The sequence below is a fragment of the Streptomyces sp. NPDC018964 genome, assembly GCF_044390325.1.
Taxonomy (GTDB): domain Bacteria; phylum Actinomycetota; class Actinomycetes; order Streptomycetales; family Streptomycetaceae; genus Streptomyces.
This window is the reverse complement of sequence record NZ_JBIRYZ010000018.1, coordinates 131266-145338: the sequence shown is the minus strand read 5'-3', so window position 1 is coordinate 145338 and position 14073 is coordinate 131266. Positions and strand designations below refer to the sequence as shown.

The following is a 14073-nucleotide window of genomic DNA, read 5'->3' as shown; positions in this document are numbered from 1 at the left end:
GGGGCCGGTCCTGGAGCAAGCGCGTCACGCCCACCCCGGGCCCGCGGGGGGGGGGGTCCCCAAACAACCCCCCCCCCCCCCCCCCCGCCCGGGGCGCCCCCCCCCCCCCCGCGGGGGGGGGGCCGCCCGGTCCGTGTCCGGCTCAGCGGCGGCGCTTGCGCAGGGCCGCCATGTTGTCGTAGCTGATCTTGGCCTCGCGCAGTGACTGCGCGGGGTCGGTGGCGCTCGGGGAGTTGTCGTCCTCGACCATCGGGTTGTGGTAGTTCCGCTCGCCGACCCGCGAGAAGAACGTCGTGTAGTCGATGACGCCGGTCCCGAAGGGCACCATGTCGTAACCCATGCCGTTGGTCGTGCTGACGACGCCGTCCTTGGCGTGGAAGAGCGGGTAGCGCTTGTTGTGGCGGGCGACCAGACCGGCCGGGTCGAAGACGTTCTTCCGGGTGGAGCCGTCGTGGGCGGTGTACGTGTGGAACTTGTACTGGGCGACGTGCGCCCAGAAGATGTCCATCTCCAGCCAGACGAGCCGGGGGTCGGTGACCTTCAGGAAGTACTCCAACTTCCGGATGCCGGAGCTGCGGGTCGGCCGGCCCTGGTCGTCCAGCGGGCCGCCGTCGAGCAGGAAGCCGTAGGCGCTGTCGTGGTTGTGGGTGTAGAGCTTGATGCCCTCGCGGCGGGCGATCGCACCCAGGGCGTTCCACTTGTCGGCGGCCACGTCCCAGTCGGCGCGGTAGGCGCTGCCGGTGGGGTCGCCGCCGGTGCCCATGTGGTCCATGCCGAGGATGTTGGCGATCTCGAGGTGCTTCTTGAAGGTGTCCAGGTCCGCGGTGGTCAGCGGCCAGGACGACGGGATGAAGCCGTGGTTGCCCTGGGCGCGCAGCCCGTAGTCGTCGAGCCAGCGGCGCAGCAGCTTGGCGCCCTCGACGGTTTCCAGGTTGTCGCCGCCGGGGGCGTTCGCGTGCTGGCGGTAGCCGGCGAACTCCACCTGGCGGTAGCCGTGGCGGGCGAGCTGCTTGAACACCTCGCGGAAGCCGGAGGGCAGGTCGCTCGCGAGCGGGTCGCGGGCGGTGGCGTCACGGACGGTGTAGAGGATGATGCCGCGCTTGTGCGGCGGGACGAGCACCTGCCCGCGTCCGTGTCCGTGGTCGTGCTCGTGGTCTCTGTCCCGGCCGTGGGCCAGGGCGGGGGCGGTGCCGAAGACGGGGGCGGCGACGGCTCCGGCCGCCACGGCGGTGCAGGTGCTGAGGAAACGGCGCCGGTCCACACCGAGGGTGCGGCGCAGCCCCTCGTCCGGGGCGTCGGCGGAGGCGGCGGCTTCGGTGCGGGAGGGGTCGGAGTACAGGGTCACGAGTGGCCTGCCTTCTCGGTCGTGGCCGGTTCCGGTCCCGCCGGGACCGGCCGTTGTCAGTGCCGTGTGTTTCACTCTCGGTAGTCGGATCTCGGTGCCGTACCTGCCGGTGCGTCAGCCGAGTCCGGCGAGCCTGAGCAGGAGTTGTTTGACATCGGTGGCCGCGACGCGGTCTCCGACAGCGCGGGGGGTGGAGCAGATGAGGAGCGGACCGTCGTCGTCGCTCGCGGGGAGGCGGCCGTGGCTGCCGCGAATAGGTGAGGGGTCCAGGGGCACGACCGCCATGCGGTAGCGCATGCCGAGCTTCTTGCGCGCCAGTGCGCCGGCCGCCTTGACCTTGACGTAGGGGTCGAGGGGATCCATGAAGAGCTCGACCGGGTCGTAGCCGGGTTTGCGGTGGATCTCGACGAGCTGCGCGAAGTCGGGCGCGCGGTCGTCGTCGAGCCAGTAGTAGTACGTGAACCAGGCGTCGGGTTCGGCGACGGCGACGAGTTCGCCGGCGCGCGGGTGGTCGAGGTGGTGGGCCTTCTTGCCCTCGTCGTCGAGGAGCTGCTCGATGCCGGGCAGTCCTTCCAGGGCGGCGCGGGTGGTGTCGAGGTCCTCGGGGCGGCGCACGTAGACGTGGGCGAGCTGGTGGTCGGCGACCGCGAAGGCGCGGGAGGCCATCGGGTCGAGGTACTCCATGCCGTCCTGGGTGTGGACCTCGAGCAGGCCCGCGCGGCGCAGGGCGCGGTTGATGTCCACGGGCCGGTTCACGCGGGTGATGCCGTACTCGGACAGGGCGACGACGGTACGGCCCTCGGCGCGGGCGTCGTCCAGCAGCGGGGCCAGGGCGGCGTCGAGGTCGGTGGCGGCCTTCAGGGAGCGCGGGTCGTCGGGGCCGAAGCGCTGCAGGTCGTAGTCGAGGTGAGGGAGGTAGCACAGGGTCAGGTCGGGGTGGCGGGTGCGCATGATGTGACGGGTGGCGTCGATGATCCACTGGCTGGAGACCAGGTCGGCGCCGGGGCCCCAGAAATGGAAGAGGGGGAAGGTGCCGAACTTCTCGGTGAGTTCGTCGTGCAGGGCGGGCGGCCGGGTGTAGCAGTCGGGTTCCTTGCGGCCGTCGGCGTAGTAGACCGGGCGGGGGGTGACGGTGATGTCGGTGTCGGCGCCCATGGCGTACCACCAGCAGATGTTGGCGACGGTGTAGCCGGGGTGGGCGCGGCGGGCGGCGTCCCAGAGCTTGTCGCCGGCGACGAGGCCGTTGTGCTGCCGCCACAGCAGTACGTCGCCGAGTTCGCGGAAGTACCAGCCGTTGCCGACGATGCCGTGCTCGGAGGGCATGGTGCCGGTGAGGAAGGTGGACTGGGCGGCGCAGGTGACGGCGGGCAGGACGGTGCCGAGCGGGGCGCGGGAGCCGGATTGGCCGAGCGTCTTGAGGTGGGGCATGTGGTCGAGGAGACGGGGGGTGAGGCCCACGACGTCGAGGACGAGCAGGGGGGTGGGGTCGGTCATGGGAGTTCCTTCAGGCCGAGGTCCGTCAGGAGGTCGCGGGCCAAGGTGAGTTCGGCGGCGATGCCGTCGGCGAGCTGGGTGCGGCCGCGGGGGCGCAGCTCGGGCGGGAGGGCCTGCCAGGTGTAGGTCTCGACTTCGAGGTGGCGGGTGAGGGGGTGCGGGCCGCCGACGAGCCGGGTCAGGACGGACTTCAGGACGGGCAGCGTGGAGGTGAGGGGCGCGGCGGGGGCCGCGTGCAGCGGGACGTGGAAGTGGGAGCGCCAGGGAGCCGCGTCGGGCAGGGCGTCACCGGCCAGGGCCTCGTCGAGGTCGTCGGTGCCGCGCAGCCCGGCGAGGGTGGAGGTGCGGGTCTGGTGCAGGAAGCGGGGTTCGGCGAAGGCGGCGAGCGCCTCGCGGACCTCGGGGAGGTGGGGCTGGTCGGCGTGCAGGGCGGCGGAGAGCTGGGACTTGACCACGGGTACGCCGGCCCGGGCGAGGTCGTCCAGGGCGGTGTGCGGGTCTTCGAAGGAGGTGGCGAGGTGGCAGGTGTCGACACAGATGCCGACGCGGTCGTGGGCGATCGCGGTGAGCGGGGCGATGGCGTCCCGGGTGGTCTCGACGACGCAGCCGGGTTCCGGTTCCAGGGCGACGCGGATGGAGCGTCCGGTCAGTTCCTGGAGGGCGTCGAGGCGTTCGGCGAGGGTGCGCAGGGCGGTGCGGGCCGTCTGCGCGCGCTGCTCGTCGTAGGCGGTGCGCCAGGCCAGCGGCAGGGTGGAAATGCTGCCGTCGGTGACGTCGTCGGGGAGGAGTCCGGCGAGGACGCGGGCCAGGGAGGTGGTGTGCTCCAGGCGCTCGGGGTCGGCCCAGTCCGGCTTGTAGACGCGGTACTTGACCTCTTCGGCGCCGAAGCCCTCGTAGGGGAAGCCGTTGAGGGTGACGACCTCCAGGCCACGCCGGTCGAGTTCGCAGCGCAGTCCGCGCAGGGCGGCGGGGTCGGTGACGAGGGCGTGCGCGGCGTCCTTGGCGAGCCACAGGCCGATGCCGAGCCTGTCCCGGCCCAGGCGGCGGCGGACCGGTTCGCAGTGGTCGCGGAGCTGGGCGCGGACTCCGTCCAGGGTTTCGGCGGGGTGCACGTTGGTGCAGTAGGCGAGGTGGACGGTGGAGCCGTCGGGGTGGCGGAAGCGCATGACTCACGCCTCCGTGGCGGGGGCGCCGGCCGGCTGTGGCTCGTCTCTGGGCGCGCCGCGCAGGATGGAGTTGCCCTCGTGGGTGGCGCCGGGGGCGTCGACGTCGAGGTTCAGGCGGCCGCTGAGCCCGTAGAAGGCGACGGGGTTGCGCCACAGCACCCGGTCGACGTCGTCCTCGGTGAAGCCCTCGGCGAGCATCAGGTCGGCGACCTTGCGGGTCTTGAGGGGGTCGCTCCTGCCCCAGTCGGCGGCGGAGTTCACCAGGACCTGCTCGAGGCCGTAGGCGCGCAGGATGGCGACCATCCGTTCCTCGTCCATCTTGGTGTCGGGATAGACGGAGAAGCCGAGCCAGGCGCCGCTGTCCTTGGCCTCCTTGACGGTGGTCTCGTTGAGGTGGTCGACCAGGACGCGGTCGACGGGGAGGGCGGACTCGCGGACGACGTCCAGGGTGCGGCGCAGCCCGGCGAGCTTGTCACGGTGCGGGGTGTGCACCAGCGCGGGCAGGCCGTGGTCGGCGGCGAGCTGGAGCTGGGCGGCGAGGGCGGTGTCCTCGGCGGGCGTCATGGAGTCGTAGCCGATCTCGCCGACGGCCACCACGTTGTCCTTGACGAGATACCGGGGCAGCGCGTCGAGGACGGGCGTGCAGCGCGGGTCGTTGGCCTCCTTGGGATTGAGGGCGAGCGTGCAGTGGTGGGCGATGCCGTACTGGGCGGCGCGGAAGGGTTCCCAGCCGAGGAGGGCGTCGAAGTAGTCGAGGAAGGAGGCCGGGGAGGTGCGGGGCTGGCCGAGCCAGAAGGAGGGTTCGACGACGGCGCGGACGCCCGCGGCGTACATGGCCTCGTAGTCGTCGGTGGTGCGCGACGTCATGTGGATGTGGGGGTCGAAGATGCGCATCAGGACTCCTTGCCGTGGGGGGTGTCCGTGCCGTGCGGCGGGGTGGCGGGGGCGGAGCCGGCCAGGGCCAGGACGCGGTGCAGGTCCTCGGGGACGGGGCGGCCGGCGGCGGTGCGTTCCGCGGCGTAGTCGCCGAGCATGCGGGCGAGTTCGCCGTCGCCCCGGGCGCGCCGGTCCAGGTCCGCCACGTGGTCGAGGCCGACGCCGGTGAACAGGCACTTCAGGACCGCGTGCCGCCAGGCGTGGGCGTCGAGGTGCCGGGCGGCGTAGGGGCCGAGGGCGGCGGCGACGAGCCGGGTGTCGTTGGTGCGCAGGGCGTCCTCGACGAGCGGGAGGGCGTCGGGGCCGTCGGGCACGAGGTGCGGCAGGGCGTGCAGGACGGCGCGGCGTTCGTCGGCGGTGCCCTGGAAGTAGACCCGGGTCAGGGCGTCGGCGTCGGCGTGGGCCGCGTGCAGGATGAGGACGCGGGCGGCGTCGGCGTGGGCGGGGCCGCAGCGGCGGCCGGCCTCGGCCAGGCGCAGCTCCCACACGGAGATGGGCCCGTGGGTGCCGGGGTGGGCGGCGGCCTCGTCCAGGGCCTGGTCGAGCCAGGCGCGGGCGGCTCCGCCCAGCCGGTCGGCGAGGCGGCGGCGCAGTTCGGCGGGCGGGGTGAGGGCGGGGGTGGTGCCGTCACCGGGGGCCGCCGGTCCGCCGGTGGTGTCTGCCTCCGGGGTGGCCGGGGTGGCACGGGGGCGGGTCATGGGGTTCTGCTCCCTTCGGGGATGGCGGAGGGATCGCCGTGCGGTGGGACGGGGACGGAGGGGGCGGCGTGGCGGAGGAACGGGAGGGAGTGGGCGGCGAAGTGCGGGCCGGCGTGGGAGTGGCGGGGCAGTTCGACGACCGTCAGGCCCTGGTAGCCGGTGGCGGCGAGGGCCTCGAGGACGGGTGGGAAGTCGATCTCGCCGTCGCCGAAGGGGAGGTGCTCGTGGACGCCCCGGCGCATGTCCTCGATCTGGACGTGGCGCAGCCAGGGGGCGGCGTCGCGGACGCAGTCGGCGGGAGGGAGGGGTTCGAGGCACTGGCAGTGGCCGAGGTCCAGGGTGAGGCCGAGGGGCTCGGGGTCGCCGAGCGTGCGGCGCAGGTGGTGGAAGTCGGCGAGGGTGGCGAGGAGGTGGCCGGGTTCGGGTTCGACGGCGAGGGGGACGCCGGCTGTGGCGGCGGCGTCCAGGACGGGAGTGAGGGTTTCGGCGAGGCGTTTCCAGGCGGTGTCCTCGTCGGTGCCGTCGGGGACGATGCCGCTGAAGCAGTGCACGGCGTGCGCGCCGAGGTCGGCGGCGACGCGGACGGCGCGCAGGAGGAGGTCGACGCGGCGGGCGCGGTCGTCCGGGTCGGGGTCCAGCAGCGACGGGCCGTGTTTGCGGCGGGGGTCGAGCACGTAGCGGGCGCCGGTCTCCACGGTCACGCCGAGCCCGAGTTCGTCGAGGCGGTGCGCGACCTCGCGGGTGCGGGCGGCGAGGTCCGGGGCGAGCGGATCGAGGTGCATGTGGTCGAGGGTCAGGCCCACGCCGTCGTAGCCGAGGTCGGAGAGGAGGGCGAGGGCGTCGTCGAGACGGAGGTCGGTGAGGCCGTTGGTTCCGTAGCCGAAGCGGAGGGGGGTGCGGGCGTGCCCGCTCATGTCCCGGGCCGGGCCCGCGCCCGCGCCCCGGCTCGCCTCCGAGGCCGGGGTCGGGGCCGAGGCACGACGGTCCCCGGTGGCGTCCTGGGGCGCGCCCTGGTTCGGGTTCGGGCTCACGTGATGCTCACCTTCCTCATGCCGGCCCTCCTCGCGAACATCCGGCCGGCCGGGGCCAGGGCCGCGACCAGGAGGGAGGTGGCGGTCGCGCCGGAGCGGGCGGCGAGGGCGGCCTGGAGCGGGACGGTCGCGCGGATGCCGCCGCCGACCGCCCGCTGGGTGAGCGGGGGTGACGGGTTGAGCGTGGCGTGGACGTAGGGCCGGGTGGCCGTGGCGGCGTAGGCGGCGCCCAGGGCGGTGGCGAGGGCGCCGGCGGCCCCGGGCGGGCGCGCGGCGGGGCTGGAGCCCGGCAGGCCGGGGGCGGCTGCTGCCCGTCGGCCTGCCGGGAGTCGGGTGCGGCGGTGGGTGACCAGCCGGGTCAGTACCCCCGTCGTCGCGAGGGCCGCCAGCGGGGCCAGGGCCGAGCCGCCGGTGGTCTCCCGGCGGGACACGGCCGTGACCGCGAGGGTGTGGCTGCCGAGCAGCGCGGCGGAGGGCAGTGCGGCGCGGGTGCCGCCTCCGGTGGCCGCGGCGCCCAGGAGCAGGTCGAGTCCGCGGGCGGCGGCCATCGCCACGGGGCCCGCGGGTGTGTGCTTCAGGGCGAGGTCGTAGGCCCAGACGGTCGCCGCCAGGGGCGCGGCCACCGCGAGGGCGGGGCGTCCCGCGCCGGCGGCGAGCGCCAGTCCGGCGCCGGTGAGGGCACCGGCGGCGGTGAGGGCGGCGGCCGGACGGATGCGGCCGGACGGCAGGGGGCGGTGCGGGCGCTCCACGGCGTCCTCGGCGCGGTCCGCCCAGTCGTTCAGGGCCATGCCGGCCTCGTACAGGCACAGGGAGGAGCCGATGGCGAGCAGGGTGCGGGGCCCGGGACGCACACCGGCCGCCGCCGCGCCGGCCAGGGCGTCGCCGGGGACGGTGAAGAGGGCGGGCAGGCGCAGCAGTTCCGCCCACGCGGTCGCGCGGCCGCCCCGTGCGTGGGCCGTCGGGGTTCCGTGCGGGTCCGTCGGGGTTGCTCGCGCAGTTCCCCGCGCCCCTGGGGGATCGACCTGCACCGGTGTGTCCCGCACAGGTTCGCTGCGTGCGGGGCCGTCGTGGGTGTCGGTCATCGGTGGGCCTCGGTGGCGGTGTCGCGGAGGCGGTCGGTGAAGTGCACGAGGTCCCTGTACTGCTCGGCCAGGGACGACGGGCCGTCGCCGACCGGGTCCTTGAAGTAGAAGCCCAGTTCGCTCAGCGGGCCGGTCAGGCCCTTCTGCCGGGCGCGGACGGTCAGTCGGGCCAGGTCGAGGACGAGGGGGGCGGCGAGGGAGGAGTCGCAGCCCTGCCAGGTGGTCTGGAGGACCATACGGGCGCCGAGGAAGCCGTCGAAGGCGATGTGGTCCCAGGCGGTCTTCCAGTCGCCGAGGGCCGGTACGTCGTCGATGTGGACCTCGCCCTCGGGGACGGTGCCGAGGGTGTCGGCGAGGACGCGTTCCTTGCCGGCGTTCTTCGCGGCGGCGGCAGCGGGGTCGGCGAGGGCGGCGCCGTCACCGCCGCCGAGCAGGTTCGTGCCGGACCAGGCGCGCACGGCGAGGGCGCGCTGCAGGAACATCGGACCGAGCACGGAGCGCAGCAGGGTCTGCCCGGTCTTGCCGTCGCGGCCCGCGTACGGCAGGCCGGAGGAGGCGGCGAGCTCGGCGAGCGCCGGGTGGTGCAGCCCCGTGGAGGGGGTGAAGTTGACGTAGGGGCAGCCGGCGCGCAAGGCGGCCGCCGCGTAGAGGGAGCTGGGCGGCAGGGTGCCGTCGGTGGGGGCCGGTTCGGTGGAGGCCACGTTGATGACGACGGCGCCCGCGAGGTCCTGGCGGCGCACGAAGTCGCGGATGTCGGCCGCGAAGACGTCGATCCATTCGTCCTGGGTGCGGCCGGTGTCGCCGGGCGGGGGGCCGCCGGGCCTGATCTCCCGGTCGGCGGCGACGAGTTCGGCGTGCACGGCGGACGGCAGTCCGTGCGGCAGGACACCGCCGTCGGCGAGGTGCTCGGCGCGCTTGGGCAGCGGGCAGTCGACGGTGTCGTGGCCGCCGAAGACGAGGGACGACAGCGGCGGCAGACCGCAGGTGGTGAAGGGGGCGGTCTCGGTGACCATGCCGGTCGGCGGGTGGAGCCCGGCGGCGACGGCGGCGCAGCCCGCGATCGCGGTGGTGGCGACGGAGCCGCGTGCCCCGATGAGCCAGACGCCGAAGCGGGGGGCCGGGGAGGGGGCGGGAGCGGGGAGGAACGGTTCGGCGGACATGGGCAGCCTCCTTGTCGTACGCGAACCTGGTGCGAGTGCCGGTGGTGGGGACGTGCGGGGTGCCGGGCGCGGGCCCGGCGGGACGGCGGGCGGAGGTCCGGCGTCCTCCGCCCGCCGCCGTTCCGGTCGCCCCCTCGTCAGGGGGCGGGGCGCCCTAGGAGGGCAGTTCCTTCAGCTGGATGTTCCGGAAGGAGACCTGGTCGTCGGCGCCGTGGTTCTGCAGGCCGATGTAGCCGTCGGTCAGGCTCCGCTGGGGGTCCTTGTTGGTGAAGTCGTTGATCTTGACTCCGTTGAGGAACACCTGGAGGCGTTCGCCCTGGACCTTGATCTCGTAGGAGTTCCACTGGCCGGGCGGCCGCAGGACCTGGTCACGGGCCTTGATGTTCGCCGACTTGAAGGAGTAGACGGAGCCCGTGGTGCGGTCCGCCGCGTCCGTGGCGTCGATCTGGATCTCGTAGCCCTTGTCCACCGCGGACCAGGGGTCGTCGGAGGCGGGGAAGCCCACGAAGACACCGGAGTTGTCGTCGCCCTGCATCTTCCAGTCGAGCTTCAGGGAGTACGACTTGAGCTCCTTGGCCTGGTACCAGAGCAGGCCCATGCCGCCCTCGGACTCCAGCGTGCCGTTCTTGACGTTGAACTTGCCGGGGCCGGCCTGCTTCCAGCCGTCCAGGGTCTGGCCGTTGAAGATCTCCCGGTAGCCCTTGTCCGGCTTGCAGTCCGCCTTCACCTGGCCGGTGGCGTACTGCAGGCCGCCGAGCAGGTGGGTGCGGAAGGCCTCGTCGGCGTACGACTCCTTGGTGTGGCCGCCGCCGGTGTAGAAGGAGCGGCCGCCGCCGTAGCTCTGGCACCAGGCGATCGGGTGGTCACCCTTCATGCCGCCGCCGGAGTAGGTGGTCTCGTCGAGGGTGGCGAGGACCTTGGCCTGCTCACGCGGGTTGGTGCGGTAGTTGTACCACTCGTCGGTGCGCTCCCAGGCGTCACCCAGGTGCGCGGTGGACGGATGGTCGTGGTCGTGGACGCGCACGGTGGCCTTCTGGATGGCCGGGTGCGAGTCGAAGTACGCGCCGACGAGTCCGCCGTAGAACTTCCAGTCGTACTCGGTGTCGGCGGCGGCGTGGATGCCCATGTAGCCGCCGCCGTTTGCGACGTAGTTCTCGAACGCCTTCTGCTGGTCGGCGTTGAGGACGTCACCGGTGGTGGACAGGAAGGCGACCGCGTCGTACTTGGCGAGGTTGGCGGTGGTGAACTGCCGGGCCTCCTCGGTCGCGGTGACTGAGATGCCGGCCGGGGCGCCGAGCTCCTTGAGGGCGGCGACGCCCTCGGGGATGGAGTCGTGGCGGAAGCCCGCGGTCTTGGAGAAGACCAGGACCTTCTTGCCCTTCTTGAACGGCTCCTTGGAGAACTCGAAGTCGTCCACGTCGTACAGCGCGCCCTCGCCGCCCCGGAAGACCAGGTAGATCTCCGTGGTCTTCTTCGGCAGGGACCGCAGCGGCACGTCGACGTCCTGGAACGTCTCCCAGCCGCCGGTCGGCGGGATGTACGCCGAGCCGTGCAGCTTGCCGGTGGGCGAGCCGGTGCGCAGCTCGATGAAGCCGCCGGAGCCGCCGGAGGAGGCCCGTACGGTCATCTTCTTCTGGCCCTTGAACAGGTAGGGGCTGAAGGAGATCCAGTCGCCGTCGTTGATATCGCCGACGGTCTTGCCGCCGTTGGCGCCGGTCTTATCGATCACCGACACGCCCTGCTGGGCGCCGAAGTGCTCGGCCTGGCGGTGCAGCGGCTGGATCACGGCGCGGGCGGTGCCGGTCAGTGCCTCCTGGCCGTTCGCCCCGCCGTCGGTGTAACTGGCGCCGACGACACCGTAGATGTTGGCGTTGGGGTCGTGGCCGCCGTCGCCGGCGGGCGGCTTCAGGGTGCCCTCACAGCCCATCTCGCTGGTGAGCTCGTGGGCGTGCGAGTCGTGGCCGAGGCTGTAGGCGACCTTGACCTTGGAGCAGTCGATCGTCTCCTCGGGGTCGGTGACGGTCACCTTGAAGGGAACCGGCTCACCGAAGGCGGCGAGGCTGCCGTTGCCCGGCAGGGTGATCTTCACCGTGGGCTCGGTGTTGCCGACGACGATCCGGGTGCTGGCGCTGCCGGTGTTGCCCTCGGGGTCCTTCGCGGTGAAGGTCGCGGTGTAGGTGCCGATCTTCTTGTACTTGTGGGTGGGGGTGAGTCCCTCGCCCTTGGTGCCGTCGCCGAAGTCCCAGCTGTAGGTGAGGTCCGGGGAGTCGGCGTCGTCGGCGGTACCGGTGAACTTGACCTTCAGGCCGGCCGCGCCGGACGTCCGGTTCGCGCTGACCCCGGCGATCGGGGAGAAGCCGTCCTCGGCGTTCTCGATCCGGTACAACGCGGAGTTCTCGTCGCCCTGGAACCAGGAGACGCCGTAGTCGAGGACGTAGAGCGCGCCGTCGGGGCCGAACTCCATGTCCATGATCTGGGTGCCGGTCCACGGGAAGTCGTTGATCTTCGCGACCGTGCCGTCCTCGTTCTGCTCGATCCGCTTGATCCAGCGGCGGCCGAACTCACCGGCGAAGAAGTCGCCGTCGTACGCCTCGGGGAACTTCACCGAGGAGTCGAGCTCGGGGTCGTAGCGGTAGACCGGGCCGCCCATCGGGGACTCGGAGCCGGTGCCGAACTCGGGTACGGAGGCGTCGTCGTACGGGATCCACGCGGTCTGCGCGGGCGGCAGGTCCTCGAGGCCGGTGTTGTGCGGCGAGGTGTTCTTCGGGGCGGCACAGTCGAACTTCGGTCCGGAGGTGCCGGTGGCGAAGTCGTAGTCGTTGTAGGCGTCGTTGTCGCCGGTGCAGAACGGCCAGCCGAAGTTGCCGGCCTTGGTCACCTTGGCGAACTCGACCTGCCCGGCCGGGCCGCGGTTCGGGTCGGCGGCGCCGGCGTCGGGGCCGTAGTCACCCACGTAGACGGTGCCGGTCGGCTTGTCGATGTTCATCCGGAACGGGTTGCGGAAGCCCATCGCGTAGATCTCGGGGCGGGTCTTCTCGGTGCCCGGGGGGAAGAGGTTGCCTTCCGGGATGGTGTACGAGCCGTCCTCGGCGACCTTGATGCGCAGGATCTTGCCGCGCAGGTCGTTGGTGTTGCCGGAGGTGCGGCGGGCGTCGAAGGCGGGGTTGCGGTCGGCCCGTTCGTCGATCGGCGTGTAGCCGTCGGACTCGAAGGGGTTGCTGTCGTCGCCGGTCGACAGGTACAGGTTGCCCTCGGCGTCGAAGGCGATGTCGCCGCCGACGTGACAGCAGATGCCGCGCGAGGTCTTGACGTCGAGGACCTTCTTCTCGCTGGCCAGGTCGAGGGTGCCGTTGGGGTTGAGGACGAAGCGGGAGAGGCGGTTGACGCCGTCGAACTTCGCGAAGTCGGCGGCGGTGCCGGTCGACGGGGCGTCGCCCGCGGGGGTGTCCAGCGGCGGGGCGTAGTAGAGGTAGATCGCCCGGTTGTTCTCGAAGTCCGGGTCGATGCCGACGCCCTGGAGGCCCTCCTCGTCGTGGGTGTAGACGGGGATCTTGCCGGCGACCTTGGTGACGCCGCCCTGGTCGGTGATGCGCAGTGTGCCGTCGCGGGCGGTGTGCAGGACGCTGCGGTCCGGGAGGACGGCGAGCGACATCGGCTCGCCCATCTCCGGCTCGCCCTTGGCGAGCGGCACCTGCTGGAACTGCCCCTCGGCCGCGGCCGGTTCGTCGTGTTCCGGGTGGCCGGGGTGGGCGCCGGCGACGGTGGCCGGGGTGCCCACGGCCAGCAGCAGGCCGGTGAGCAGGGCGAGGCCGGTGCGCAGCCTGGGGCGCCGTGTGGCGCGGGTGGTTTTGAGTCTGGTTCTGTGCACGAAGTCCCTCCGGGAACGGGGTGGAGCCGTACGGAACAGGTGCGAAGACGTGGGGGGTGCGTGCGGGCGCCGGGGTGCGCCGTCACCCCGGGGGCCTGTGTGTCCTGAACACTTCAGGGACGGTAACCGCGTTCTTCCGGGGCGAACACCCCTTGGACCAGGACCGGTTTAACTTTTCCCCAACTCAGGACAAAGCGGGATTCGGGCAGGCCGGATCCGGGGACCGGCGCATGTCCCGGTCCCCGTCCCCGGTCCCCGTCCCGGCCTGCGGCCGGGACCCGGATCAGCTGTTGAACGCGGCGTCGAACGACGTGCTGGGCGGCTCGAAGTCGAAGGCCTTGAGACGGGTCAGCGCCTCGGGCGCGCCCTGGAGCCGGTCCATGCCGGCGTCCTCCCACTCGACGGAGACGGGCCCCTGGTAGTCGATGGAGCGCAGCATGCGGAAGACGTCCTCCCAGGGGACGTCGCCGTGGCCGGCGGAGACGAAGTCCCAGCCGCGCCGCGGGTCGCCCCAGGGCAGGTGGGAGCCGAGGCGGCCGTTGCGGCCGTCGAGGCGCCTGCGGGCCTCCTTGCAGTCGACGTGGTAGATCCGGTCGCGGAAGTCCCACAGGAAGCCAACCGGGTCGAGGTCCTGCCACACGAAGTGGGAGGGGTCGAAGTTGAGGCCGAAGGCCGGCCGGCGGTCGACCGCCTCCAGGGCGCGTACGGTCGTCCAGTAGTCGTAGGCGATCTCGCTGGGGTGGACCTCGTGCGCGAAGCGCACGCCCTCGGCGTCGAAGACGTCCAGGATCGGGTTCCACCGCTCGGCGAAGTCCTCGTAGCCGCGTTCGATCATCGACTCGGGCGCGGGCGGGAACATGGCGACCAGGTGCCAGATGGCGGAGCCGGTGAAACCGATGACGGTGTCGACACCGAGGAGGGCCGCGGCGCGCGCGGTGTCCTTGATCTCGGCGGCGGCCCGCTGCCGCACGCCCTCGGCCTCGCCGTCGCCCCAGATGCGGGCGGGCAGGATCGCCTGATGGCGTTCGTCGATGATGGCGTCGCACACCGCCTGCCCCACCAGGTGGTTGGAGATCGCCCAGCACTTCAGGCCGTACTTCTCCAGGAGCTGGTGGCGGCCGGCGACGTACGCCGGGTCGGCGAGCGCCTTGTCCACCTCGAAGTGGTCGCCCCAGCAGGCGAGTTCGAGACCGTCGTAGCCGAAGTCGCGGGCGAGCCGGCAGACCTCCTCCAGCGGCAGGTCCGCCCACTGGCCGGTGAACAGCGTGAAATTGCGCGGCATCCGTGTCCGTC

Annotated in this window: 10 protein-coding genes; all 10 read right to left on the bottom strand. The window is 72.7% G+C overall.

What is annotated here, in order from left to right; translation table 11 throughout:
* Positions 1–142: 142 nt before the first annotated feature.
* On the bottom strand, positions 143–1345 hold the full coding sequence (locus ACH5AO_RS26600) for a sugar phosphate isomerase/epimerase family protein (RefSeq protein WP_398928829.1): 1203 nt from the start codon (positions 1343–1345) through the stop codon (positions 143–145).
* A 114-nt stretch (positions 1346–1459) separates the two neighbouring features.
* Positions 1460–2839 carry a nucleotide pyrophosphatase/phosphodiesterase family protein gene (locus ACH5AO_RS26595; protein ID WP_398928826.1) on the bottom strand — a complete coding sequence of 460 codons (1380 nt, stop codon included), beginning with the start codon at positions 2837–2839 and terminating at the stop codon, positions 1460–1462.
* Entirely contained in the window at positions 2836–4005 is a 1170-nt protein-coding gene (gene eboE, locus ACH5AO_RS26590; protein WP_398928823.1) for a metabolite traffic protein EboE, read from the bottom strand. Before eboE ends, ACH5AO_RS26595 begins: the two co-directional genes overlap by 4 nt.
* 3 nt (positions 4006–4008) lie before the next feature.
* A complete protein-coding gene (locus ACH5AO_RS26585) occupies positions 4009–4899 on the bottom strand; it encodes a TatD family hydrolase (protein WP_398928820.1) in 891 nt (296 codons plus the stop codon).
* Positions 4899–5639, bottom strand: coding sequence for an EboA domain-containing protein (locus ACH5AO_RS26580; protein ID WP_398928818.1), 741 nt, complete (start codon positions 5637–5639; stop codon positions 4899–4901). Before ACH5AO_RS26580 ends, ACH5AO_RS26585 begins: the two co-directional genes overlap by 1 nt.
* Complete coding sequence (locus ACH5AO_RS26575; RefSeq protein ID WP_398928846.1) at positions 5636–6553, bottom strand: sugar phosphate isomerase/epimerase family protein; 918 nt, start codon at positions 6551–6553, stop codon at positions 5636–5638. Before ACH5AO_RS26575 ends, ACH5AO_RS26580 begins: the two co-directional genes overlap by 4 nt.
* A 113-nt stretch (positions 6554–6666) precedes the next feature.
* Entirely contained in the window at positions 6667–7752 is a 1086-nt protein-coding gene (locus tag ACH5AO_RS26570) for an SCO3242 family prenyltransferase (protein WP_398928816.1), read from the bottom strand.
* Complete coding sequence (locus ACH5AO_RS26565; RefSeq protein WP_398928814.1) at positions 7749–8912, bottom strand: inositol-3-phosphate synthase; 1164 nt, start codon at positions 8910–8912, stop codon at positions 7749–7751. The genes ACH5AO_RS26570 and ACH5AO_RS26565 overlap by 4 nt, the downstream gene beginning before the upstream one ends.
* Before the next feature lie 154 nt (positions 8913–9066).
* Positions 9067–12780, bottom strand: a complete 3714-nt coding sequence (locus ACH5AO_RS26560; RefSeq protein WP_398928812.1) for a ThuA domain-containing protein — start codon at positions 12778–12780, stop codon at positions 9067–9069.
* A gap of 283 nt (positions 12781–13063) precedes the next feature.
* On the bottom strand, positions 13064–14062 hold the full coding sequence (locus tag ACH5AO_RS26555; RefSeq protein WP_398928810.1) for a sugar phosphate isomerase/epimerase family protein: 999 nt from the start codon (positions 14060–14062) through the stop codon (positions 13064–13066).
* Positions 14063–14073: the final 11 nt, after the last annotated feature.